22 protein-coding genes are annotated in these 24,365 nt (G+C 69.2%); 10 read left to right on the top strand and 12 right to left on the bottom strand.

Annotation, left to right across the window (positions count from 1 at the left end; all coding sequences use genetic code 11):
• Positions 1-24: 24 nt before the first annotated feature.
• The gene (locus FHR33_RS30670) at positions 25-1,152 is read left to right on the top strand and encodes an FAD-dependent monooxygenase (protein ID WP_183655053.1); all 1,128 of its coding nucleotides are present in this window, start codon (positions 25-27) and stop codon (positions 1,150-1,152) included.
• On the opposite strand, the gene metG is transcribed toward FHR33_RS30670, so the two are convergent.
• Positions 1,149-2,687: a methionine--tRNA ligase gene (gene metG / locus FHR33_RS30665; protein WP_183655051.1), complete on the bottom strand. Its 1,539-nt coding sequence runs from the start codon at positions 2,685-2,687 to the stop codon at positions 1,149-1,151. The genes FHR33_RS30670 and metG overlap by 4 nt on opposite strands.
• Positions 2,688-2,732: 45 nt before the next feature.
• Positions 2,733-3,956, bottom strand: a complete 1,224-nt coding sequence (locus FHR33_RS30660; protein WP_183655049.1) for a glycosyltransferase — start codon at positions 3,954-3,956, stop codon at positions 2,733-2,735.
• 314 nt (positions 3,957-4,270) lie between these two features.
• On the opposite strand from FHR33_RS30660, the gene FHR33_RS30655 reads away from it, so the two are divergent.
• Entirely contained in the window at positions 4,271-5,752 is a 1,482-nt protein-coding gene (locus FHR33_RS30655) for a hypothetical protein (RefSeq protein ID WP_312895789.1), read from the top strand.
• On the opposite strand, the gene FHR33_RS30650 is transcribed toward FHR33_RS30655, so the two are convergent.
• A complete protein-coding gene (locus tag FHR33_RS30650) occupies positions 5,703-7,205 on the bottom strand; it encodes a dolichyl-phosphate-mannose--protein mannosyltransferase (protein WP_312895788.1) in 1,503 nt (500 codons plus the stop codon). The genes FHR33_RS30655 and FHR33_RS30650 overlap by 50 nt on opposite strands.
• 64 nt (positions 7,206-7,269) lie before the next feature.
• Positions 7,270-8,118: a 16S rRNA (cytidine(1402)-2'-O)-methyltransferase gene (gene rsmI / locus FHR33_RS30645; RefSeq protein ID WP_183655039.1), complete on the bottom strand. Its 849-nt coding sequence runs from the start codon at positions 8,116-8,118 to the stop codon at positions 7,270-7,272.
• A 78-nt stretch (positions 8,119-8,196) separates the two neighbouring features.
• Between rsmI and FHR33_RS30640 the strand changes: the two genes are divergently transcribed.
• From FHR33_RS30640 to FHR33_RS30630, 3 genes are all read left to right on the top strand, one after another.
• Positions 8,197-9,804, top strand: a complete 1,608-nt coding sequence (locus tag FHR33_RS30640; RefSeq protein WP_183655036.1) for a dolichyl-phosphate-mannose--protein mannosyltransferase — start codon at positions 8,197-8,199, stop codon at positions 9,802-9,804.
• Between the two features lie 114 nt (positions 9,805-9,918).
• Positions 9,919-11,091, top strand: a complete 1,173-nt coding sequence (locus tag FHR33_RS30635) for a hypothetical protein (RefSeq protein WP_183655017.1) — start codon at positions 9,919-9,921, stop codon at positions 11,089-11,091.
• A 208-nt stretch (positions 11,092-11,299) separates the two neighbouring features.
• Positions 11,300-12,277 carry an AI-2E family transporter gene (locus FHR33_RS30630; RefSeq protein ID WP_312895787.1) on the top strand — a complete coding sequence of 326 codons (978 nt, stop codon included), beginning with the start codon at positions 11,300-11,302 and terminating at the stop codon, positions 12,275-12,277.
• On the opposite strand, the gene FHR33_RS30625 is transcribed toward FHR33_RS30630, so the two are convergent.
• Together FHR33_RS30625 and FHR33_RS30620 are read right to left on the bottom strand one after the other, a co-directional pair.
• Positions 12,237-12,890: a class F sortase gene (locus tag FHR33_RS30625; protein WP_183655011.1), complete on the bottom strand. Its 654-nt coding sequence runs from the start codon at positions 12,888-12,890 to the stop codon at positions 12,237-12,239. The two genes, FHR33_RS30630 and FHR33_RS30625, sit on opposite strands and share 41 nt — an antisense overlap.
• A complete protein-coding gene (locus tag FHR33_RS30620) occupies positions 12,877-13,350 on the bottom strand; it encodes a GVDTG sorting domain-containing protein (protein ID WP_183655008.1) in 474 nt (157 codons plus the stop codon). The genes FHR33_RS30625 and FHR33_RS30620 overlap by 14 nt, the downstream gene beginning before the upstream one ends.
• Before the next feature lie 187 nt (positions 13,351-13,537).
• Here FHR33_RS30620 and FHR33_RS30615 point away from each other — a divergent pair, with 187 nt between their 5' ends.
• Entirely contained in the window at positions 13,538-14,116 is a 579-nt protein-coding gene (locus FHR33_RS30615; protein WP_183655005.1) for a hypothetical protein, read from the top strand.
• Here the strand turns inward: FHR33_RS30615 and FHR33_RS30610 are convergent.
• The gene (locus tag FHR33_RS30610) at positions 14,093-14,977 is read right to left on the bottom strand and encodes a DMT family transporter (protein WP_183655002.1); all 885 of its coding nucleotides are present in this window, start codon (positions 14,975-14,977) and stop codon (positions 14,093-14,095) included. The two genes, FHR33_RS30615 and FHR33_RS30610, sit on opposite strands and share 24 nt — an antisense overlap.
• Before the next feature lie 113 nt (positions 14,978-15,090).
• On the opposite strand from FHR33_RS30610, the gene FHR33_RS30605 reads away from it, so the two are divergent.
• On the top strand, positions 15,091-16,287 hold the full coding sequence (locus FHR33_RS30605) for an FAD-dependent monooxygenase (protein WP_183654999.1): 1,197 nt from the start codon (positions 15,091-15,093) through the stop codon (positions 16,285-16,287).
• On the opposite strand, the gene FHR33_RS30600 is transcribed toward FHR33_RS30605, so the two are convergent.
• Positions 16,253-17,230: a class I SAM-dependent methyltransferase gene (locus tag FHR33_RS30600; RefSeq protein WP_183654996.1), complete on the bottom strand. Its 978-nt coding sequence runs from the start codon at positions 17,228-17,230 to the stop codon at positions 16,253-16,255. The two genes, FHR33_RS30605 and FHR33_RS30600, sit on opposite strands and share 35 nt — an antisense overlap.
• Before the next feature lie 354 nt (positions 17,231-17,584).
• Here FHR33_RS30600 and FHR33_RS30595 point away from each other — a divergent pair, with 354 nt between their 5' ends.
• Positions 17,585-18,463 (top strand): tetratricopeptide repeat protein, encoded by an 879-nt coding sequence (locus FHR33_RS30595; RefSeq protein ID WP_183654993.1) that lies wholly within the window; start codon positions 17,585-17,587, stop codon positions 18,461-18,463.
• A gap of 26 nt (positions 18,464-18,489) precedes the next feature.
• Positions 18,490-19,413 carry a hypothetical protein gene (locus tag FHR33_RS30590; protein ID WP_183654992.1) on the top strand — a complete coding sequence of 308 codons (924 nt, stop codon included), beginning with the start codon at positions 18,490-18,492 and terminating at the stop codon, positions 19,411-19,413.
• 316 nt (positions 19,414-19,729) lie between these two features.
• On the opposite strand, the gene FHR33_RS30585 is transcribed toward FHR33_RS30590, so the two are convergent.
• Both FHR33_RS30585 and FHR33_RS52845 read right to left on the bottom strand, forming a co-directional pair.
• Positions 19,730-19,876 carry a hypothetical protein gene (locus tag FHR33_RS30585; RefSeq protein WP_183654990.1) on the bottom strand — a complete coding sequence of 49 codons (147 nt, stop codon included), beginning with the start codon at positions 19,874-19,876 and terminating at the stop codon, positions 19,730-19,732.
• Positions 19,877-20,023: 147 nt separating this feature from the next.
• Positions 20,024-20,620 (bottom strand): SMI1/KNR4 family protein, encoded by a 597-nt coding sequence (locus tag FHR33_RS52845; protein WP_183654988.1) that lies wholly within the window; start codon positions 20,618-20,620, stop codon positions 20,024-20,026.
• A gap of 814 nt (positions 20,621-21,434) precedes the next feature.
• Between FHR33_RS52845 and FHR33_RS30575 the strand changes: the two genes are divergently transcribed.
• Positions 21,435-22,397, top strand: a complete 963-nt coding sequence (locus FHR33_RS30575) for an ankyrin repeat domain-containing protein (RefSeq protein WP_183654986.1) — start codon at positions 21,435-21,437, stop codon at positions 22,395-22,397.
• A 243-nt stretch (positions 22,398-22,640) separates the two neighbouring features.
• On the opposite strand, the gene FHR33_RS30570 is transcribed toward FHR33_RS30575, so the two are convergent.
• Together FHR33_RS30570 and FHR33_RS30565 are read right to left on the bottom strand one after the other, a co-directional pair.
• Complete coding sequence (locus tag FHR33_RS30570; RefSeq protein ID WP_183654984.1) at positions 22,641-23,528, bottom strand: NmrA family NAD(P)-binding protein; 888 nt, start codon at positions 23,526-23,528, stop codon at positions 22,641-22,643.
• Between the two features lie 50 nt (positions 23,529-23,578).
• On the bottom strand, positions 23,579-24,187 hold the full coding sequence (locus tag FHR33_RS30565) for a TetR/AcrR family transcriptional regulator (RefSeq protein WP_183654982.1): 609 nt from the start codon (positions 24,185-24,187) through the stop codon (positions 23,579-23,581).
• Positions 24,188-24,365: the final 178 nt, after the last annotated feature.

The following is a 24,365-nucleotide window of genomic DNA, read 5'->3' as shown; positions in this document are numbered from 1 at the left end:
GCGAGGGCCGCCAGGCTCGGCCGCATGAACATCCTGATCTCGGGGGCAGGCGTCGCAGGACCCGCCCTGGCCTACTGGCTCACCAGGCACGGCTTCACCACCACCGTCGTCGAGAGCGCCCCCGCCCCCCGCGCGGGCGGCTACGCGGTCGACTTCCGCGGCCCCGCGCATCTGTCCGTGCTGCGCAAAATGGGGCTGCTGGAGGAGATCGAGCGGCGCCAGACCCACATGGGCGCGATGTCCTACGTCAGGCAGGACGGCGAGAGGATCGCCTCGATGCCCGCCGACCTGTTCGCGGGCGACGTGGAGATCCTGCGCGGCGACCTGGCCACGATCCTGTACGAGGCCACGCGCGACAGGACCGAGTACGTCTTCGGTGACTCGATCACGGCCGTGTCCGGCTCCCTCGTCACCTTCGACAAGGGCCCGCCCCGCAGCTTCGACCTGGTCGTGGGCGCGGACGGGGTCCACTCGAACGTCAGGCGGCTCGTCTTCGGCCCCGAGGAGGACTTCGTCACGAATCTCGGCCTGCACTTCGCGATCTTCACCGTCGACAACTACCTCGGGCTCAACCGCACCGGCCTGCTCTACAACACCCCCGGCAGGAACGTCGGCATCTACAGCACGGGCGGCAGTGACGCGAAGGCCGTCTTCTACTTCCCCTCGCCCACACGCGACGGCGACCCGATGGACCTGGTCGCCGAGGCCTTCGAGGGCGTCGGATGGGAGGCGCCCGAGCTGCTGAAGCGGATGAGATCGGCCGACGACCTCTACTACGACGCCATCAGCCAGGTCCGCATGGAGCGCTGGTCACGCGGCGACGTGGTGCTGCTCGGCGACGCCGCGTGGTGCCCCTCGCCGCTGTCGGGCATGGGCACGGGCCTGGCCGTGGTCGGCGCGTACGTGCTGGCGGGCGAGCTCGCCCGGGGCACCGAGGGCGCTCTCGACCGGTACGAGCAGGCCATGCGCGACTACGTGCGCGGCTGCCAGAAGTCGGGCGAGAGCGCGGGCAGGTGGATGGTGCCCGAGAGCAGGTTCATGGCGTGGTTCCTCAACCAGAACTACCGGCTGCTCCCCTACCTGCCGTGGAAGGGCTTGATCGCCAAGTCGGTCAGGAAGACGGCGGGAGCCGTCTCCCTGAAGGACTACTAGCTCTCCAGGCGGGGGAAGAGGATCTCGCCCTTGACGACGCGGGCACCCGCGGGCAGCCTGCCCCACTGGCCCGCCTCGGCCACGCGCTGCTCGGCCAGGGCGCCCAGGTGCTCCTCTGCGCCCAGCGAGGCCCACAGCTTCTCGGCCGTGCCCGGCATGACCGGGTTGAGCAGCACCGCGACGGCGCGCAGCGACTCGGCGGCGGTGTAGAGAATGGTCGCCAGCCTGGCGCGGCCCTCCTCGGAGGTGTCCTTGGCCACCTTCCACGGCTCCTGCTCGCTGAGATAGCCGTTGACCAGCTTCACGAAGTCGAAGATCGCGCCGAGGCCGCCGGCGAAGTCGAGCTCGTCGCCGATCGCCCTGTCGGCCTTGGCGACGGTCTCGGCCAGCGCGCCGGCCACCGCCTCCTCCCGCTCGGCGGAGGCGGGCAACTCGCCGTCGAAGTACTTGCCGATCATCGCGGCGACCCTGGAGGCCAGGTTGCCGAAGTCGTTGGCCAGCTCGGAGGTGTAGCGGGCGGAGAAGTCCTCCCACGAGAACGAGCCGTCCTGGCCGAACGGGATCGCCCGCAGGAAGTAGTAGCGGTAGGCGTCGACGCCGAAGTGCTCGGTGAGCTGCCGGGGCGAGATGCCGGTCAGGTTGGACTTGCTCATCTTCTCGCCGCCGACCATCAGCCAGCCGTTGGCGAAGACCTTGCCGGGCAGCGGGAGACCGTTGGCCATCAGCATCGCTGGCCAGATGACCGCGTGGAAGCGCAGGATGTCCTTGCCGACCAGGTGGACGTCGGCGGGCCAGATGCGCTCGAAGCGCTCGGGGTCGGAGCCGTAGCCGACCGCCGTGGCGTAGTTGAGCAGGGCGTCGACCCACACGTAGATGACGTGCTTGTCGTCCCACGGGATCGGGATGCCCCAGTCGAAGGTGGAACGGGAGATCGACAGGTCCTGCAGGCCCGTCCTGACGAACTGCAGGACCTCGTTGCGCGCGGAGGCGGGCTGGATGAAGTCGGGGTTGGCCTCGTAGAACTCCAGCAGACGCTCGCCGTACTCGGAGAGCTTGAAGAAGTAGTTGTCCTCGCGCAGCCACTCGACGGGCCGCTTGTGGATCGGGCAGAGGTCGCCCTCGAGCAGGTCGCCGGGGGTCTTGAACTCCTCGCAGCCCACGCAGTAGGGGCCCTCGTAGCCACCCTTGTAGATCTCGCCCTTGTCGTAGAGGTCCTGGACGAACTCCTGGACCCGCTCGGTGTGACGCTTCTCCGTGGTGCGGATGAAGTCGTCGTTGGCGATCTCGAGGTGCTGCCAGAGCGGCTTCCACGCCTCCTCGACGAGCTTGTCGGACCACTCCTGCGGGGTGACGCCGTTGGCCTCGGCGGTTCGCATGATCTTCTGGCCGTGCTCGTCGGTGCCCGTGAGGTACCACACCTGCTCGCCGCGCTGGCGGTGCCAGCGCGTCAGCACGTCGCCCGCGACGGTCGTGTAGGCGTGGCCCAGGTGCGGAGCGTCGTTGACGTAGTAGATCGGCGTGGAGACGTAGAACATGACATCAAGACTAAGGCTCGCCGAGGGCCGGGAACCCCATTACCCCTAGGCTGTGGAGGACTCTTCTCTGGAGACGGCCTCCGCCGCCTCCTCCGCCGCCTTGGCGGCCACGTCGATGGCCGTCTCCCTGGTGCGCCTGATGCCCAGGATGCTGATGAACAGCGCGGCGAAGATCGTCTGGAAGCTCATGATGAGCGCGGTCGCCGAGGGGACGACGATGCGCAGCGACTCGCGCGGGTCGAGCGCGCCGAAGCTGCGGACCTGCCAGTGCACCAGCGACATCACCAGGCCGACCAGACCGGCCAGGGCCAGCAGGCCGCCGACGACCAGGCCCTTCTCCAGTGTGACGATGCTGATCAGCTTGCGGATGCGTGGCGACTCCGGCAGGAAGCCCTCTTCCGCCGCGTACACCTTGGTGAAGAGCGCGAACAGTGCCGCCTGGAAGCCGATCACCACCGCGGCGGACGCGCCGACCAGGGTGTCGACGTCGAAGGCCAGCTCGCCGATCTTCACCGGCCCGAACGTCAGGGCCGCGCCCGCGACCAGGCCGAGCGCCATGAGCACCAGGCCGGGGATGAAGAACAGCCACTTGGGGCTGTAGAGCAGCAGGAAGCGCAGGTGGCGCCAGCCGTCGCGCCAGGAGCGCAGGTGCGGAGGACGGGAGCGGCCGTCGGGCGAGAGCGTGGTGGGCACCTCGCGCACGTCGAGGCCCTGCAGGGTGGACTTCACCACCATCTCGCTGGCGAACTCCATGCCGCCGGTCTGCAGCCCGAGCCGCAGGATCGACTCGCGGCGGAAGCCACGCAGGCCGCAGTGGAAGTCGCCGATCGCGCTCGGGAAGAAGAGCCTGCCGACGAACGACAGGACCGGGTTGCCGAGGTAGCGGTGCAGCGGGGGCATGGCGCCAGGGGCGATGCCGCCCTTGAAGCGGTTGCCCATCACCAGGTCGGCGCCCTCACGCAGCTGCTCGACGAAGGGCAGCAGCGCGGTGAAGTCGTAGGAGTCGTCGGCGTCGCCCATGATGACGTACTTGCCGCGGGCCGCGCGGATGCCGCCCATCAGGGCGTTGCCGTAGCCCTTCTCCTCGATGTGCACCACGCGGGCGCCCGCGTCGCGCGCCAGCTGCTGCGAGCCGTCCGTGCTGCCGTTGTCGGCGATCAGGACCTCGCCCTCGATGCCGTGCTCTTCCATGCACGCAACAGCTTTGCGCACGCAGACTTCCACGGTCTCCGCCTCGTTGAGGCAGGGCATGACCACCGTCAGTTCCACGTCTCGACCCTTCAGTCACGGCACTTCCCAGCTAACCATCATGCCCTGTGCCCCGACGTGGTCGGGTCAAGTCCTCGAAACGAGTGGCATTCTGGAGGGGAATAGTCGTCCAAAGGCTCGATGATATGATCGAGCTGCTCGGCACTGTCGACGCTGGGCCTACCGCCGGGCTGGCGGGACGTGACGCCTGGGGCGCACAGGAAGATCCGGTCCTCTGCAGCGCGATCGGTGGAGGTCAAAGCATGGTGAGCGTTGCAGAGAGAACGCGTGTCGAGCCTTCCGTCCCCGGGCGAAAGGCTCGTTTGCTGTCCTATGTGAGCAGGCACCGCGTTTTCGTCACCGCCTTCGCGCTGGGCGCGTTGCTGCGGTTGATCGCCATGCTCGGCTACAGCCCCGCCATGTGGTTCAACGACTCCTACGAGTACGTCTCGGTGGCGCTGCATCCCAGGCCGAGCGCTGTCAGACCCGACGGCTACAGCTTCTGGCTGATGCTTCTGCAGCCCTTCCACAGCTTCACCCTGGTCGTCTTCACCCAGCACCTCATGGGCCTGGCCACCGGTGTGCTGATCTACGCGCTGCTGCGCAGGAAGTTCGCGCTGCCCAAGTGGGGCGCGACGCTGGCGGCCGTCCCCGTGCTGTTCGACGCCTACCAGATCCAGCTCGAGCAGCTGGTGATGTCCGACACGATGTTCACGCTGCTGGTGGTGGGCGTCATCACGCTCGTGCTCTGGCACCGGCGCATGTCATGGAAGGTCGGCGCGGTCGTCGGGTTCCTGCTGGCGCTCACCGCGCTGACCCGCTCGATCGGCCTGCCGATCCTCGGGCTCGTGGTCGTCTACATGCTGATCAAGCGCACCGGCTGGAAGCCGATCGTCGCGATGGTCACCGCCTGCGCGCTCCCGGTCGTCGCCTACATGAGCTGGTTCTACGTAACTTTTGGCAAATTCGCCATGACCAACAGCGACGGGCTCATCCTCTACATGCGCGTGTCGATCTTCGCCGACTGCGCCAAGATGGACCTCGACCTGCCCCGCGAGCTGCCGCTGGCGTTCATGTGCATCGAGGAGCCCGTCAACAAGCGGGTCAGCTACGCCCAGTGGTACCTGTGGGGCACCGGCAGCGGCAACGGCAACGCCGGTGGCGAGGTGCTGCACCGCCTGCCCGGCAAGGTGAAGTTCGACGACTTCAAGAACGACGTGGCCGGCCAGTTCGCCAAGCGGGCGATCCTGGCCCAGCCTGGCGACTACCTCCAGGTCGTCGCGCGCGACTTCATGCGCGCCTTCACCTGGGGCAGGCCGCGTTTCCCCGACGAGGCCACCTTCCAGCAGTACCAGTTCAAGCCCTATTACGACCTCGACGCCGAGGGGAAGCCCAAGCGGCTGCCGAAGTGGGCGACCGTGGGCGGCAGGGCCGACACCGACGCGTTCATGTACGAGCAGGGCCCCGCCGAGACCAGGATCGTCCACCCGTGGGCCGACATCATGAGCGCCTACCAGAAGGTGTTCTACCTCCAGGGCGTCATGCTCGGCGGCATCCTGCTCGTCGGCCTGGCCGGGGTGGTCGTCAGGTGGCGCAGGCTGGGCGGCCCCGTGCTGCTGCCGTGGCTGGGGGCGTTCGGGCTGATACTGGCGCCGGCCGCCACGGCCGAGTTCGACTACCGCTATCTGCTGCCCGCCGTACCTCTGGCGTGCATGGCGGCGGCGATCACGCTCAGGCACGGCGTCAGGCTGCGTCGCCGCGCGGCGGTCACACCCACGAGCGCATCAGCATCCGAGCCCACCACTGTGAGTACGTGATCGTCTCGGCGCTCAGCACCGGGTAGAGCCAGCCGAAGTTGATCAGCACGACCAGCGCGGACGCCCCGACCACGGCCGCGCCCGCGGCCCGCCTGACCGGAGGGGCGTCGGCGGGGCCGAGGATGAGCCCGGCCGTGAGCACGATCGCCAGCACCATGAACGGCACGATGGGGGCCATGTAGAACAGGTACATCGTCCTGTTGTCGGCGATCGCGTAGTAGAACCACGGCAGCCAGCCCGCGCCGTAGGCCAGCAGCACCGCCCCCGCGCGCCAGTCGCGGCCGGCGACGTACCACGCGATGATCGCCAGCAGCGCGAGCACCGCCAGGTACCACAGGGCGGGCGTGCCGACCCCGAGCACCGCCGAGGAGCACTTGTCCACCCCGCAGCCCGTCGGCGGCGGGTTCGAGGGGTAGTAGAAGGACACGGGCCGCTGCAGGAGCGGCCACTGCCACGGCTCCGACTGGTAGGGATGTGTCTTCTCCATGCCGGTGTGGAAGCTCAGTACCTGGATCTGGTAGCTCAGCCACGACCGCAGCGAGTCGAAGACGAAGAAGGCGGGCCCCGCGCTCGTGGCCTGCTCCCAGTTGCGCCCCCAGCCCTCCGCCTTCACGAACCAGCCGGTCCAGCTGGCCATGTGGACCACCGCGGGGGCCAGCGCCAGCGCGCCGAGCGCGCCGGTCAGGTCCCGCAGGACCACCCCCCTGTACGGCTCCCGCAGCCCGAGCGCCCTTCGCGCCCCCGCGTCCCACAGCAGCGACATGACGGCGAAGGCGATCAGGAAGAAGACGCCCGACCACTTGACCGCGCACGCCGCCCCCAGGCACGCCCCCGCCGCCAGCCGCCACGGCCTGAGGCCCAGTCCCGGACCCGCCGGCGTGGGCAGGGAGCGCTCGTACCAGTCGGACAGCCGCTGCCTGGCCTGATCCCTGTCGACCACCAGGCAGGCGAAGGCGGCCAGCACCCAGAACATCAGGAAGATGTCGAGCAGCACGTTGCGGGAGAGCACGAAGTGCAGCCCGTCCATCGCGAGCAGCATGCCCGCCAGGCAACCCAGCATCGTGGAGCGGGTCATCCTGCGCGCGACCCTGGCGAGGATCAGGATCGACAGGGCGCCCACCAGCGCGCCGGCGAAGCGCCAGCCGAAGGGGTTCATGCCGAACAGCCACTCGCCCGCCGCGATCATCCACTTGCCCAGCGGCGGGTGCGCGACGTACTCCGCGCAGTCCTCCACCGCCGGGCACTTCTTCCAGAAGTCGAGATCGCCCGCGATGATCATCTTGTCGGCGACGGGATTCTTCTCGTCGCCGAGCGCCACCCGCTCCACGCCGAACGTGAGCAGCGCGTAGGCGTCCTTGATGTAGAACGTCTCGTCGAAGACGACGGCGTGCGGTTCGCCCAGCCGGAAGAAACGAAGGAACGCCCCGAAAGCGGTGACCAGCAAGGGCCCCACCCATCCCCATAACGTGTCAACCGGCATGGGGGGAACTAGTCGCCTATTGAGCACCTTCGGCACTTTATGGCGTTGGCGATCTCCTGTGAACCGCGTCATACAGTTCTCGTTTGGCCATGCCCGACTCCTTGGCGACGTCGACGACGGCCTGCTTGCGCTGCACTCCGCCGGCCACTCTCCTGTCGACCTCGGCGACGAGTTCGTCGATGTCAGGGGGCCCCTCGTCGGGCACGTGACCGGAGACGACCACGGTGATCTCGCCCTTGACGCCGCCTGCCGCCCAGTCGGCCAGCTCGGCGAGCCCGCCGCGCCGCACCTCCTCGTAGGTCTTGGTCAGCTCGCGGCAGACGGCGGCCTGCCGGTCCGGGCCGAAGGCCTCGGCCATCGCGCGCAGCGCCGCCTCCAGGCGGTGCGGGGCCTCGAAGAAGACCATCGTGCGCTCCTCGGCGGCCAGAGCGCCGAGCCTGCGGGAGCGCTCACCCGCCTTGCGCGGGGGGAAACCCTCGAAGCAGAAGCGGTCACTGGCCAGGCCCGAGACGGCCAGCGCGGTGGTGACAGCCGAGGGGCCAGGCAGCGCGGTGACCGTGATGCCCGCCTCGACGGCCAGGCTGGTCAGCCGGTAGCCGGGGTCGGAGACGCCGGGCATGCCCGCGTCGGTGATCACCAGGACCGTCCTGCCGTCCTTGAGCGACTCGAGCAGCTCGACGGCGCGGGCGGCCTCGTTCTGGTCGTAGTAGGAAACGACGCGGCCGCCGATCTCGGCGCCGAGATCGTTGGCCAGCCTCCGCAGCCGCCTGGTGTCCTCGGCCGCCACCACGTCGGCGCTCTCGAGCGCCTCGCGTAGTCTCGGTGACACGTCGCCGACCTGCCCGATCGGCGCGCCCGCCAGCACCAGCCTGCCCTGTTCTCTCACCTGACCATTGTGTCAGGCGGCCCTAAATGGGCGGTGTTTCTTACGTAACTACCGCGTTGGGGCCCCTACGATGTCCGAATGGCCGTGACCGACTTCTCGCACAAGGCCTTCTCCGAGCCGGAGGGCGAGCCCGAGCGTTCCCTACGCGACAGGCTGATCCCCGCCATGCCCGGCAGCGCTTTGTGGGGATGGGTCGGACCGCTGCTCGTGGCCCTTTTCGGGGCGGTGCTGCGCTTCGTCGACCTCGGCAGGCCCAAGGCCGTCGTCTTCGACGAGACCTACTACATGAAGGACGCCTACTCCCTGCTCACCTGGGGGGTCGAGCGCGTCACGGTCAAGGACGCCGACAAGCTCATCCTGGCCGGCGACAGCGGCGCCATCTGGAAGCAGTGCGCGGCCGACAAGATCGGCGAGTGCGCCTCCTACGTCGTCCATCCGCCGCTGGGCAAGTGGATGATCGCGGCGGGCGAGTGGATGTTCGGGCTCAACCCGTTCGGCTGGCGGGCGGCCGCCGCCTTCGTCGGCGCGCTGTCCATCCTGATCATCGCCAGGGTCGCGCGCAGGATGACCCGCTCCACGCTCCTGGGCTGCTTCGCCGGGCTGATGCTCGCGCTCGACGGGCTGGCGTTCGTGCTCTCCCGTACGGCGCTGCTCGACATCTTCCTGATGTTCTGGGTGCTGGCCGGGTTCGCCTGCCTGATCGTCGACAGGGACAGAGCCAGGTCGCGACTGGTCGACTGGTACGAGACCTCGACGCTGTCGGCCAGGGGGCCCTATCTCGGCGCCAGGCCGTGGCGGCTGGCGGCGGGCCTGTGCCTGGGCGCGGCCTGCGCGGTCAAGTGGTCGGGCATCTTCTTCCTCGTCGCCTTCGCGATCATGTCGATGGTCTGGGACATGGGGGCGCGCAAGGCGGTCGGGCTGCGCAAGCCGTACGCGGGGGCCTTCGAGAAGGACGTGCCCACCGGGCTGCTGGCGATGGCGCTGGTGCCCGCGATCACCTACGTGGCCTCGTGGGCGGGCTGGTTCGCCAACGCCACCGGCTACGGCCGCAACTGGAGCGAGGCGACCTCACAGGGGCCCGCCTACTTCGTGGTCAAGTCGATCGGCTCGTGGATCGACTACCACCTCCAGGTGCTGGGCTTCCACAACCAGCTCGACTCCACCCACCCCTACCTGTCCGAGCCCTGGTCCTGGCCGCTGCTGCTGCGGCCCGTCGCCTTCTTCTACGAGGGCAGGCAGAACGTCTGCGGCGTGAAGGACTGCTCGGAGGCGGTGCTCGGGGTCGGCACCCCCGTCATCTGGTACGGCGCGCTGGCCGCCCTGATCGCGATGGTGGCCTGGTACGTCTCGACCCGCGACTGGCGGGCGGGCGCCGTCCTGCTGGCCTACCTGATGGGCTGGCTCCCCTGGTTCTACTGGGCGATCGCCGACAACAGGACGATGTTCCTGTTCTACGCCGCCCCGATGGTGCCGTTCATGGTGCTGGCCCTTACGCTGGCGGCGGGGCTGATCATCGGCCCCTCGACCGCCTCGCCGTCCCGGCGGATGGTCGGGGCGGCCATCACCGGCGCCTTCGCACTGCTCGCACTGATCAACTTCGGCTGGCTGTACCCCGTCCTGGCGGGCGAGGTGATCCCCTATGTCGATTGGAACGCCCGCATGCTGTTCAAGTCACGGTGGATATGAGCCGGGTTACCGGCCGCTTAGCCACGGTTTCGTAGGGTAGGCGCTGTGCAAGACCCAATACGCACCGGTTTCGGTCATCGTCAGGGCTGGGGTCCATACGGCAAACTTCGAGGCATGCCTGCACCGGACGTGGCCGCACTCCTCCTGGAATTGGAGCGCTCCGAGCCCGAGGTGGCCGACGAGGCCAGAACCGCGGTGGAGTGGCTGACCGGCGGCGAGCCGCTGGAGACGGTCACTCAACTCGACGTGTGCGAATTCCTCTGGTACACCCTGCCGATCAAGGTCGACGGTTCGTGGGAACGGATCGCCGACGCGCTCGGGCGGCTGCTTCGCCTTGGGGGCCTCGACCGATATGCCGCTTTGTGCGTCTCCTCGACGACGCACGAGATCCTGCGCACCTACGAGCGCGAGGGCGAGGAGGCGGGCACCGCCGCCTACCAGCGGGCGCTCGAGGCCACGGGCGTACTCCCTCCTGACGTGCCCGAGCTGCAGTGGAGCACGATCATGGGCCCGGAGGAGCTGGGCGCGCACGTGGCCTGCTCCGCGGCGCTGGAGCTGGCCATGCTGACGGGCGCCGAGTTCGACGGCCAGGTCGGCCTGACCAGGCGCTGGCTGACAGAGGCCAGGCCGGAGCTGGGCGGCGACAGCTGGCTGCACAGGGTGCAGGGCGAGCGGCTCAACCGCTGGGTGCTGGGCAGAGGGCCGGCCAGGCGCGAGCTGGCCCAGCCCTTCGAGGTACGGCTGCACGCCCCCGTGCCCGCCGAGCCGCTGCCCGCGTTGCAGGGCCTGCTCGCGCTGGCGGCCTCCGAGGAGGGCGTGCCGCTGCGCCTGCCCCCCTCGCCCGAGGCGGTCGCGCTGCGGGAGCTGGCCGAGCACTCGCTGGGGGCGATCCGCGGGTTCGGCACCCGCCTGGTGATCACCGCGGAGGGCAGGAAGCTGCTCGGCTCGCCCGATCTGCTGTGGGAGACGGCGACAGGGTTGCTGCTGGCGCCGGGAGATCACGAGCTGTCGGTGTCGGCGGGCGAGGCGGCGCTGCTGCTGCTGGCCTCCGGCGACCCGATGCCGTGGCCCACGCTCTGCGCGCGGGTCTCCGAGGTGATCGGCGGCGAAGGATGGCGGCCCGACGACGTCGCGGGCACGCTGGCGACGCTCCTGCGCCAGATCACCGCGTTGGGGCTGGGCGTCGACCTCGAAGGAACCATCCGGCTGACGCCGGTCGGGCAGTCGGCGGCGCTGGCCGCTCTGAGGGCGCACGCGCTGCGCCCACGCAAGTACGTCAGCGTCTAATTGTCCTTTCTGTGGGCAGTGGGGTCCCGTGTCGGATCCCACTCCCCCAGGCGCTGGCGCCGCGTCCCTGCCGGACCCGCCCACCACCGCCGCCCCCCACCCGGCGGACGGCGCGCCCCGTCTTCCCGCTTCGGCGGGTGCTCCGCGACGGGATCCCCGAACCCCATGGCCCAACCCGTTCGTCTTCGGGTTCGTCGGAGCCCTGGGCGTGCTCACCGCGTGGCTGCTGGTCCAGGCGATCGCGACGGCCGGCTCCATGCTGCTGCTGATCGTCGTGTCGCTGTTCCTGGCGATCGGGCTCAACCCTGCGGTGGAGTTCCTGAGGGCGCACAGCTTCTCCAAGCCCCTGGCGATCACCGTCGTGTTCCTGGGCGTGATCCTGGTCTTCATCGGCTCGGGGGTCGCGCTGGTGCCTCCACTGACCGAGCAGAGCGGCGAGTTCGCGCAGCGCATCCCCGGCTACGTCCGCCAGTTACAGTCCAACCCGACCATTCGCGACCTGGACGAACGCTTCCAGCTCCTCCAGCGGGTGGTGGAGTACGTGAGCAGCGGCGCGTTCGGCTCCCAGCTGTTCGGCGGGCTGCTCGGCTTCGGTCAGGTCGTCATCGGGGCGATCTTCAACGCGCTGACCGTCCTGGTCCTGACCCTGTACTTCCTCGGGTCGATGGCGACGATGAAGGAGTCCGGCTACCGGCTGGTCCCCAGGTCACGCAGGGAGCGCACCAGGCTGCTGGGCGACGCGATCATCGAGAAGATCGGCGGCTACGTCGCGGGCAACCTGATCATCTCACTGATCGCGGGGCTCACCACGTTCTTCTTCCTGATGATGCTGCGCGTTCCCTACGCGCTCGCGCTGGCCATGATCGTGGCGGTGACGGACCTGATCCCGCTGGTCGGGGCGTTCATCGGCGCGGTGGTCGCCTCGGCGGTCGGCTTCTTCGTCTCCGTCCCCGTGGGCATCGGGTGTGTGATCTTCTTCATCGTCTACCAGCAGATCGAGAACTACGTGATCGCGCCGCGCATCATGCTGTCGTCGGTGGACGTGCCGCCTGTCGTCACCATCGTCGGCGCGCTCATCGGCGGCGCCCTGCTGGGCGTGATCGGGGCGCTGCTGGCCATCCCGCTCGCCGCGGCGCTGCTGATCATCATCCGCGAGGTGGTGCATCCCCGGCAGGAACTGGCCTGACGAAGCCGGCGAAGGCCACCACGTTGGCGAGGTAGCCGTCCGCGTCGGGGTCGAACTCCCCTCCGCAGGTGATCAGGCGGAGCTCGGGCGCCTCCGTCGGGCCGTACACCCTTCTGGTGGGGAAGGAGCGTTTGGCGAAGACCTCGACGCTGTCGACGGCGAAGACGGCAGCCGAGCCGTCGCTGCGGTGCAACCGGATCTCGTCGCCGGGCTTCAGCTCACCGAGACGGTAGAAGACGGCGGTGCCCTCCTTCGTGTCGACGTGGCCGTAGATCGTCGCAGGGCCGCGCTCGCCGGGGGTGACGCCGCCGGCGTACCAACCGGCCAGCTCGGGGCGGTCGAGTGGCGGGACCTCGACCTTGCCGTCGCTCTGCAGGTCGAGCCTGGTGAGTTCGGCGTCGACGCCGATGGCAGGGATCTGGATGCGCTCGGGGACGCTGCGCCGCATGATGACGTTCGACTGCCTCGACCGCGACCCCACGCCTTCGGCCGCGCTCCCGTCGGGCATGGGCGGAGGCGCGTGGCGCCTGTTGGCGCAGGAGTCGAAGGCCAGCGCCACGGCGACCGCCAGGAACACGTAGGCGACCGGCCTCGCCGGGCTAGTGGCCGGCACGGCGGCGACGAAGGAACAGCGCGCCCCCGCCGATGGCGGCGGCGGCCAGCACGCCCACGCCCGCGCTCACCGCGGGGCTCACCACGCGCATCGCGGTGCCTCCCGCTCCCGTCTCCACCCCGCCGTAGGGGTAGTCGTCCTCGACGACCAGCCAGGTGTCGTTGAGCGGGGGCCCGTCGGGGCCGCACTGCCCGTGGACGGCGTACCTCCCAGGCTCCTCGTCGACCAGCAGGTCGACGCCCTCCTCACCGTCCAGCTCCACCTCGCCGAACGCCTCCGACTCGACGAAGGCGTGCTCGTGGTCGTCGCAGTCGAGGGTGATGCTGACCTCGCCGCCCGGCTCCACCCACTGCGGCGTGACGGTGATGTCGCCGCCGAAGGGCAGGATGGGTGTGGCCGTCGCGGGCGCGGCCAGGAGCAGGGCACCGGCGCACACGGCCGTCGCGAGTACCGAACGCACGTCTTTCCGCCTCCTTGATCAATTACGCCCGGTACGTTCCCCGCGATCTTTCAGCGCAGCGCCAACGTTCGCCCATGCTTGCTTGCCCCGGGGCCGCGCGAGGGAGGCGGATCCCTCTCAAGAGTGAGTCGGAGGATCGCCCGCTCCGGCGATCACACAGGGGCGCCGTTTCGCGAGGATTCTCGGCATGAAGAAGTTCGCGTTCATCGCCGCCCCCCTGTTCGTTCTCGCCTACGGCATCCTCCGCTTCCTCGATGGCCTGGACGGCGAGCGTGGCCCGGGATTCGCCTGGACCGCCGGTCACCTGGCCTTCCTCGCCGCCCTTGCGCTGTTCGTCCCGATCTTCCTGGAGCTGCGCCGCATGGCGGGCAAGGGAGCGCTCGCCACCACCGGCGTCGTGCTCGGCTTCGTCGGCGTCACGGCCGTGGCCATCCAGTTCGTCATCGACATCGTCGTCGGCTTCATCTCCGCCGACCACGCGGCGATGGGCGAGCACTTCGACAGGATCCAGTCGATCCCTGGCATCGAGATCGCGATCTACACCGGCCTGCCGTTCCTGTTCTACCTCGCCCAGGTCTCCCTGATCGTTCAGCTGGCCGCGCAGCGCAAGGTCAGGGCCTGGACTCCCGTGCTCGTCGTGCTCGACTTCGCCCTGCCGACCATCGAGCGTGACTTCATCCCGCTCGGCGCCATCTGCCTGCTGATCTCCTTCTACCCGCTGGCCCGCAAGGCCGGCCGCAGGTCAGCCCACGCTCTGGCCGCTTAGCCGCCTGGGCCTCATCCGTGAGACGCCCACCCCGACCAGGCAGAGCAGGCCGCCCAGCAGGGTCAGCCACCCAGGCACCTCCCCCAGCGCCACCCATGACATCAGCACCACCAGTGCGGGAGTCACGTACGTGGTGGCGCCCATCTTCCCCGACGTCGTCCTGGCCAGGGCATAGGCCCAGGTCGTGAAGGCCAGGGCGGTCGGGAAGACGCCCAGATAGACCACGTTCAGCGTGGCTCCCAGCGAGGCCGTGGAGGCCTCCGCGACCAGCTGGCCGGCGAACGGAAGGCACGCCACCGTGCCGACCACGCAGCCGAACGTCGTCACCTGCAAGGCACTGGCGTGGCGCAGAGCGGGCTTCTGGAAGACGACGCCGACGCCGTACGAGACGGCCGCCAGCAGGCACAGCAGCACCCCCGCCACCGACGAGCCCCCGCCCTCGGACATCGACAGCCCCACGACCGCCGCGCCCGCGAACGACACCGCGAGGCCGGCGAACAGGGCCCGAGGGAAGCCCTCCTTGAGCAGCCAGCCGCCGAGGAGGGCGATGACGATGGGGCCGATGTTGACCACCATGGCCGCGGTGCCCGCGTCGACGAGCTGCTCGCCCCAGTTGAGGGCCACCATGTAGAGCCCGAACCACAGCACGCCGGAGCCGAGGATGCCCGGCCAGGCCGCTCTCGGCGGGAAACCTCCGCCTCGCGCCAGCCAGATGACCACGAGGACGGCCGACCCGGCCAGGAGCCGCCCGAGCGCTAGCGCGCCAGGGCTGTATTCGGCCCCCGCGCTGCGGATCGCCACGAAGGCCGAAGCCCAGAGCACCACCGTGATTCCGGCTGCCGCCAGAGCCTTCGTTTCCATGCCGCCCACCTTAGTGTCCAGCACCGACACACCGCACCACCGTCTCAGACAAATGTATTGCACAACTGTGTGAGACGCGTGTATGGTCATGGAAACCTCACCAAGGAGTGCACATGAACGTCCTGATCTCCGGCGCCGGCATCGCAGGCACCGCCCTGGCCTACTGGCTGCGCCGTCACGGCTGCACCCCGACCGTCGTCGAGCGGGCGCCCGCGATCCGCGAAGGCGGCTACAAGATCGACATTCGAGGAGCGGCGCTGGAGGTGATCACGCGCATGGGCCTCCTCGAGGCGGTCCGCCGCGAGCGCACCGACGTGCGGGGCGGCTCGATCGTCAACGCGGCGGGCAGGCGGGTGGCCAGCATGGACGGCGACACCTTCGGCGGCAGGACGGGCGAGGACGCGGAGATCCTGCGGGGCGACCTCAACCGCCTCATCTACGACCTCACCAGGGACGAGGTCGACTACCTCTTCGACGACGCCATCGCCTCGCTCACCGACGGCCCCGACGGGGTCGACGTCGTCTTCGACAGCGGCAGGAAGGCCCGCTACGACGTGGTGGTCGGCGCGGACGGGCTGCACTCCCACACCCGCGCGCTGGCCTTCGGGCCCGAGGAGCGGTTCGTCCACGACATGGGGTACCACGTCTCGATCTTCAGCGTCCCCAACCACCTCGGCCTCGACCGGTGGGAGCTCACCTACGTCGGCGCCGGCCGTACGGCCCTGACCTACAGCACCGCCAAGGACACGGGGGCGAAGGCGATGTTCCTGTTCGCCGCGGACGGCGACGCCTTCGACCGCCGTGACCGCGCCCAGCAGCAGCGGCGGCTGGCCGAGGCCTACAAGGACGAAGGGTGGGAGGTCCCCGAGCTGCTGCGCGGCATGGCCGACGCCGAGGACTTCTACTTCGACACCCTCAGCCAGGTGCGCATGGACCGCTGGTCCACCGGCAGGGTCACCCTGGTCGGCGACGCCGCCTACTGCGCCTCACCGGCATCGGGTCAGGGCACCAGCCTGGCGCTGGTCGGCGCGTACGTCCTGGCGGGCGAGCTCGCCTCCGCGGACGGCGACCACGCGAAGGGCTTCGACCGATACGAGAGCGAGCTGCGGCACTTCGCCGAGGAGAACCAGAAGCTCGGCCCCAAGAACATCAGGCAGATGGTGATGCGAAGCAGGGCGCAGGTCTGGTTCGCGATGACGATGCTGTCGCTCATGGCGCGCCTGCCCGGCAAGGACCGCTTGGCCGCCAAGGTCGTCGAGCCGATCCACCGAGCCGCTACCGCGATCTCCCTGAAGAGCTACGAGCGATGACGAAGGCGGCCGCCACGGCCCTGCGGGCCGACTCGCGCCCGAAGGTGCGGTGCTCCACCAGCGTCAGGCCGCACGACTCGAGGAAGGCCGCGGCCCTGGTCCGCGCCGGCGGAGTGGTGTCGATCCCGAAGGTGAACGGCTCGCCGACGATCCTGACCGCGGTCCTGGCGTAGCGCATGATGAGCGCGCCGTCCTCCAGCGCCGCCGAGGAGAAGTAGTCGAAGGCGACGGTGCCGCCGAGCCCCGCGATCCCCCGCAACGTCTTCTCGACCGCCTGCCCGTCCAGGTACATCGTCACCGACTCCCACAGGAAGAAGCTCGGCCTGCCCGGATCGAAGCCCGCCTCGACCAGCCGCTCGAGCCAGTCGTCCTTCTCGAAGTCCGCGGGCACGAACACGACGCCCGCGGTGTCGACCCCCGCCCTCCTCAGCGCCTCCCGCTTGAACGACTGGGACCTCGGCGTGTCGATCTCGAAGCACCGCATCGGCCGCAGGTACCCGCGAGTGTCGAGCCCCGCACCGAGAACGACCACCTGATCGCCGAGGCGCGGTTCGAGCGCCTGGTCGAAGAAGGTCGTCCTGGCGGCGGGCTGGTGATGGATCGGCGGCACGCCGGGGTAGGGATAGCGATAGATCCTCGGGACGTACCCCGTCAGCCGGTGCGCGACCAGCGTGGGATTGGTCGCCAGTTTGAGCCCCCACGGAGAGACGTTGGGCAGCACGGCCATCAGCCTGTCGCACGGCTCGTCGCGCCTGGTGCCCAGCCTGTGCTGCATCCACCGGGTGTAGACGGAGGCGAGCACCGTGGCCGACACGCCGGTCCTGCGGGTGTGGTGCAGCAACCTGACCACCCAGAGCAGGTAGCCGAGGACCGCGGGCGGCAGCAGGACCACCTGCACCAGGCGGAAGAGGACGGGTGCGAGCACCCCACGCGTCAGGCCCATGCGCATGACACCTCCCGAGGTGGTGCTCCTGCCAGGCTAACCCCCGCCCCGGCGGGGCCGGCTGGTTGTGGAGCCGGCGGGTTATGGAGGGGTCGGTGACGGCGGTGTCGGCGGCCGGCGGGAACGACTTGGACAGGATGACCGCGAGCTTGCCGCCCCGTCCACATCCAGGATCGCTGAGGGCTCCAGGAGGGGACGGACGGGGCAAGAGGATTTTGGGCCCTCACGAGAGTGGCTCAGGTCTCGACGCGGTATGACCTGGGCATGTGTCCGCGAGGCGGCGGCACGACACCGCCTCGGCCAGGCGGGTCGTGGTGGGCGCGTGGTGGGCGCGACGGCGAAGGCCGGCGGGCGATGACCACTGGCCCGTCCGCGGCCGGGAGCGCGGGCGATGCGGGCAGGGATCAGGGGGAGTTCATGGGGAGGGCCTTGTCAGCGGCCGTCGTGATGCTCACCGCCGGCATGGCGCTGGTGAGTGGGTGCGCAGGCCGTCCGGACCCGTCGCCGGCGTCGCGGCCGTCGGCCAAGCCGGCCATCAAGCCGGAGGGTGAGATCGTGCCGCCGACGGGAGGCGGAGACGTTCCCGACGCGACCCTCGCCGTGTGCAGGGAATGCCAGAAGCTGCTCGCGAGCGGTCAGTACCAGGTGGCGGCGGAAAGGATGGACCAGTTCGCACACCAGCAACCGACCCCTGGGGACGGCGAAGGCGACTCCAGCGCGACGGCCGTCGCACTGGTGTGCGCAGGAGCGGCCAAAGCCAGCCTCGGACAGTACAAGCAAGCGCTCAAAAGCCTCGCCGCGGCCGACCGAATCCGCGAAGACCTGCCCGCGGAGACGCGCCCCCAGCTGCTCGAGCTCATGTACCACGCCAAGTTGATCAGCTATACGGCGACCGGGGAGCACGACAAGGCTCGAGAGACCCTCGCCCTGCTCTCGAAGCTCGGGAAGAACACGGATCGCTATCTCAAGGAGGTATGCGCGACGGCACCGGCGCCCGAATCCATCCCGGAGTGTGTAGGCGCGACGCCCGGCTCGACCGTGTCCCCATCCGACGAGGAGACGCCGACGACTCCTCCGAGCACCAACCTCGAACCCGCCCCGAGCGACACCCCATCCACTGACGACGAGACGGGGCCGGATCCCGGCGATACGGGCGACCCCGAGCCGGAGCCGGAGCCCGAGCCCGAGCCCGAGGAGAACGATACTGACCAGCCCGCGCCGGACGAATCGTAGACGCCGCTCGCCCGGAGCCGCCGATCATGAAGAAGTCTGACCCTCGCGACAACAGTGGCGACGTCGGCCAGGACGTGGCCGGCCTGTGGAGCCTCCTCGCCCATGTCGTCACGCCGACCACGATCATCGCCGGGCTCCTGGTCTATTTCGGATCGGTGCGCACCAACACCACCTTCAGCAGCCTCGGCGTGGATCAGAGCCTGCTCGGCCTGTCCATCCAGGACTACGCGCTGCGCAGCGTGGGATCGACCATCGAGCCGCTGGCCATGGTCCTGCTGGCACTTTTGATCGCACTCCCGGCGCACGCGCTGCTGGTTCGCCATATGGCCGCTCACCAGGCCGTCATGCGGTGGTTCGTGATCGAACTGGGCTTGTTCGGGTTCGCCGCCGTCCTGGTCGGTGTCCTCGGAACGGTGGGCTGGGTGGAGCTGAGGGTGAGAGCCCCCGTCGCTCCGATCTGCGTCGCGCTCGGTGTGCTGGCGCTCGGCTACAGCGCCTCCCTCCACGCGATGATCGATCCCCGGCCGGCGGGACACACCGCTGAGTCCGCCACCGTCCGAGCCGTCCGGCGGGCCGTCTTCGTGGCTCTTCTCGCCCTCCTGCTGCTGTGGTCGGTCGCCGTGTACGCCCAGCTTCGCGGAGCGGCAGCGGCCGAGCAGCTGCGAAGCGATCCGACACGTCTACCGGGCGTGGTCATCTACGCGCCACAACGCCTGTACTTGGAGGGACTCGGCATCACGGAGAGCCCACTCCCCGACACGGCCGCGAAGTTCCACTATCGCTACGCAGGGCTGCGCCTGCTGATCCGTTCCAACCAGCGCTACTTCCTCCTGCCCGCCTGCTGGGCCACGACCCCGCAGGCCAGGGCGATAGCCCTCCCTGACGACCCCTCGATCCGTCTGGAATTCTTCCGGGTCACCACACACCCGGCCTGTCCTCCCGCACAGTGATTCCAGCGCGTGACCACCCGGGGTACCGGCGTCGGACACCGTGGCGGATGGCCGCTCCGCTCGGGCCCTCGCTGCGCGGGCGCCGTCCGCGGGCCGCCGGGACGCCGGAGCGGGTGGGGCTCGGGCGTCGGCTCGGCCACCGTCCGCACGAGAGGTCGGGCGGCAGCGGCAGCGCGTCCCCACCGCCCGCCCCGTCGTCGGCGACCCGCGGCTCCTGCCGGTCGCCTCCCGCGCCGGAGCGGGCGTGGTAGATCTGCCGCGCGCGCTCGCGCAGCAGTGGCGTCGAGCTCGACACCGCAACGCGTGCTCCTACCGGTTACAGCTCCCCGATCTTCGGGATGATCTCGGTGAGGACCCATAGGGCCAGCCCCAGTGCGATCAGGTTGACGCGGCCTCCGCCGACGTTGAGGGCGGCGAGGACGAAGCAGACCAGCGCGAAGATGAGCAGAATGAGGGTGATCACTGAGCTTCCTTTCCATCGGGGGTGTGGGATGGTTGCTCAGCGCTACCCGTGATCATGGGGTGTAGGCGTGGACACGGATCATGTGTCCCTGATTGTGATCTGAGGCCGGGTCGCAGCGGTCTCGGTGCGCTCCTGACGTCGAGGAGCTCAGAGGGCCTTCCAGCGGAGCACGCCGGCGACTGCCTCGGGCTTCCAGTAGCCGATGGTGCCGCCGTCCTCCATGGCGTCGGCGGTGGCCTTCAGCAGGGCGTAGTACGAGCGGATCCGAACCCCTCCGGGCGTGAAGCTCATGACGCCCTCGTGATCGGTGTCGCCGACGTCGCGCTTCACCGAGTCGACCACGAGGTGGTTACCCAGCCCGTCGGAGCCGAAGGGCAGCATGCGCCCGTCCCACCATTCCGTTCGCGGATCGGTGAACCCCTGGGTGCCGTCGTCCTCATCGTCAATCAGGCACAGCTGTCGCCAGGTGTCCCGGATCTCCCGGACACTCGCGTTCGAGTTGCCCAGGAAGCCGAAAGCCCCGACGTCGTCCAGATGGACGACCCCATCGTGGCGCAGCAGCGAGGCCCGCAGGTCATCGGGGAACAGGGAGCCCATCTCCGCCTCCGCCGCCGCGATGACCTCAGGCTCTCCCGGCTTGCCGAGCGTGCGATGGCTCCTCGGAGCGTTGGTCTTCAGCCAGGCCTCGATCCTTCGCCACTGCCGGTCCACCGCCCTGGCCACCTTCGCGTTGAGCTTCCTCACACGCGGGGTGGCGCTCTTGGGCCGGCAGTCCGCGTCGGGACCCGATTGATAGATAGCGCTCTGCCCGTACGCCTCTCCACTGTCGCTGTCCGGACCCTCCAGCGTCTCGATCTCGGCGAACGAGCAAGCGCCACGGATTTCCGGGGGAACCTCGGCGCATGGGGACGCGACGCTGGCCGCTCCGCCCGATTCCTTGGAGAAGACCGCAGACTCCAGGACGTGAGCGCCGCCAGCCAGCAGGAGAAGGGCCAGTCCGGCTATGCCCCACCGGGTCAGGCGGCGTCGGACGGCTTCGTCCAGCGGCTCCCTCGGCTCTCCTTCCTCGAACATCCTCGCGAACACGGGACCGTCAAGGACGGACGGCCTGGCGGTGTAGCGCTGGAGATCGTCCGCGGTGGGGGTCCCAAGAACCGGGACGGGAGGCCATGGCGACGCGGGTTCGCTCTGCGTCCGGGCCGGGAGCGAGGTGCCGGAAACCGCCTCGTCCTGCCGGACCGGACGCGGTCCTGGCGGGCGTCGGCGAGAACGCGCGATCACCACGATCGTCGCTGTCACCATGGCCGCCGACAACGCGAGCCATAACCCGCGGGACATGATCAATCGCCGCACGTCCGGCAGAGTACCCGGAATCGCCCCACCCGGAGATCACATCCGGCCAGGACCCCATCACGCGGGCCGCAGTGCGAAGACTCGCCCAGCCTCTCGCACGGCGGGGGACGCCACCCTCTCGCTGACGGGCCGCGGCCCCGAATCTGTCGGCCTCGACCGCCATGATCGGCATTGACATCTTCCGTACATCCCCTCAAGGAGTGCCATGGCCGTCAACGACGGATCCGGATGGTCCGGCATCGGCTGGGACGACTGGTCGAACCTCAGCCTGATCCGCGCCCGGCTCGACGCGGGCGCCGACCCGAATGCAGGAGCGTTCTTCGACGAACGGCCGCTTCATGCGGCGGCCGGGTACGGTTCGCCCGAGGTGGTCGCTGAACTGGCCCGGCGCGTCGATGACGTCGATGCGGAGCACGAAGGTCGTACCGCCCTCTGGGAGGCCGTCTTCCACAACCGCCCGGACAACGCCCGCGCCCTGGTCACCGCCGGAGCGGACCCGTGGCGGCCGATGATGGACGGCTGGTCCCCCGGACGGCTCAGCCTTGCCACCCCCACCCCAGATCTGTTCGCTCTTCCCGACGGCGAGCCCGGCCTGTCCGCCGCCGAGAGCGCCGCCGTGGCTGAGGCCGGACGCCTGATCGCCACGCTGGAGCGCTTCGACGACGACGGCTTCAGCCTCGCCTGCGTGGCCGACATCACCGCGGCCGAGGCGGCACGGCGGCTGGAGGCCGTACCGGCCGATGAGGTAGAGGTCGAAGAACTCATGGATGACCCCTGGTCAGATGAGGATAACGGCCTGTCCGTCGTCGGTGTCACCGATGTGCCCGGCGGATGCGTCGTCGTCCAACCGTGGGGATACGTCGCGTCCAACCCCGGCGTCATAGAGCGCTTGTCGGCCGGCACTGTCTGCTATGCGCTGTTCGCCAATCCCAAGAGCGGCAACCAGGGAGCCGTCGCCCGCCACGGCGTCATCGAAGAGTGGGACACGCACCCCGGCGGGGGCAGTGTCTCCGCCGGGGATCCCGCCGAGGAGATCCTCACCACCTACCTCTACCACGGTGACGCCGTGGCCTACTGCTACGCCGGAGCGGGCCTGCGGCCGACCGGCACCCGATCGATCGCTGACCAGGCCGACATGTGGCTCAGGCTGCCCGACCACCTGGTCTGAAAAGCACCGATATCCACATGTGGAGGCGGTACGACTCTCCCTCGAGGACGAACCGCCCCCACGGGTCCTGAACCAACGAGAAGGCCCGGCTCCATCGTGTTTTCCCAGGTGAGGGCGCGCAAGGCAACGCGGCCGTCGCCTCGCCAGCGACCTCAGCCGGGACGGCAAGGCGTCGTCGTGTCACCGTGACCGAGTCGAGCTCGCCGACGACGACGCCGTACGCGGCCGACTCATCGAGGAGATTCAGCCCCGGCCAGACTGCTGAGCGAGCACCTGGTCCCAGTCGACCGTCCGCGCCCATCCCAGGTAGGAGTGCCAGCCCACCTCCGGGAACTCCGCGTGCAGCGCGGCGATGTCGGCGTGCACCCGGTTGTCCTCAAAACTCTGGAACATGTCGGCGATCTCATCCCCAGCCCAATGGCGAATCATCGGGAGGGGAATGTTCTCGTACGGCAGGTCCGAGCCGATGGCTTCGGACAGCAACCGCGCCGCCTCCAGGGTGGTCACGCTGTCGGAGACGACGTCGATCGCTCTACCGGACAGCTCGGCGGCGTTCTCGATCGCGTGGACGGCCATGCCGGCGATGTCGAGCACAGTGACCTGGTCGAGCTTGCGCTCCGGAGAGAGCGGGAAGGCATAGACGCCCTGGTTCAGCCGAGTCATGCCCACGTTGAGGGCGTTCTCCATGAAGTAGACCGGCTGAACGGCGGTGAACGTGGTGCCCTGCTCGAGGAGGTAGCGGTGCACGACCTGCTTGGCGGAGGCGTGCTCGACCGTGAAGTCGGCCTCGCTCGCCGCCCCCTTGACCGAGGAGTACACGAGGTGGGCGTCCACCGCGCTCGCCGCGTCGGCGAGGGCGCGGCCCTGGGCGATCTCCTCGGCGGCGCCGTTCTCGCCGAAGGGGATGGTCAGCCCGAAGATCGCATCCAGGCCCTTCGCCGCCTTGGTGAGGGCCTCGCGGTCGGCGAGATCGCCGGTCACGAGGCGGACGCCCTGTGCGGCGAGCGCGTCCGCCGCCGGTGTCGTGGGGTCGCGAACGTAGGCGACTGGCTCATGGCCGTGCTTGAGCAGGCGTGCGACCACGGCTCCACCCTGCCGGCCGGTGGCTCCTGTGACGAGGACGCGGATCATGGGTACTCCCTAATCAATCGATTGAATGATTTCACGCATGAGGACGAGCCTCATGCGTGCCGTACATCAAGAAAGGCGGCAAGGGCCTCGCTCACGCGTTGCCGGTACTCCTCAGACAGCGGATCCACGTCGTAGATCTCCTCGATCACCTGCGGAAGCGCGACCGGAGCGAAGGCGAGCAGGAACGAAAGCAGCGTCACGAACTCGGGCGGGTGATCCTCGCTGATCTCTCCCGCCGCCTGCCGGGCGCGCGTCTGCTCGACGGCGGCGGCGGCCACCGTGCGCCACTCTCGCGCCAGCGCTTCGGTGTCGCCGGGATAGTCACCCAGCGCCTGCCACACCACGAGACGGGCTCGCCGGGGATCACGCAAGGTGGCGTTCAACACCATGCGGAAGCTCTCCAGGAACAGCTCGGCCTTGCTGGCCGGTACCAACTTCGAGCGCCGCTCCTGCCAGCTCGACAGCAGCTCCTCCAGCAGCCCTTCCTTGCCGCCGAAGTAGTACGAGATCAGCTGCACGTTGACGCCGGCGCGCTTGGCGATGGCCGCGGTGCGCGCGCCGCTGTACCCCTTGGCGGAGAACTCGTCGAGGGCCGCATCAAGGATGCGCTCCCTGGTACGCGCCGCTTTGCTCGTCGCCTGGAGCTGATCTTCGGGCATGGACGCATATTATCAATCAATCGCATGATTACAAGCAGGAAAGGGCATAGCGCTCGATACAACTCCGCATACGACGACTGCGGAGCCGCAGCCACGCCATGGGGGCGCAGTCACTCGGCTGGCCGCTCCCGATCTCTCGAAAGCGGCCCGTGACGTCTGGCGGTTCGTTTCCCAGGAC

The sequence above is a fragment of the Nonomuraea dietziae genome, from assembly GCF_014195505.1.
Taxonomy (GTDB): Bacteria; Actinomycetota; Actinomycetes; order Streptosporangiales; family Streptosporangiaceae; genus Nonomuraea; species Nonomuraea roseola.
The sequence above is the reverse complement of the archived record's forward strand: the minus strand, read 5'-3'. Positions and strand labels throughout refer to the sequence as shown.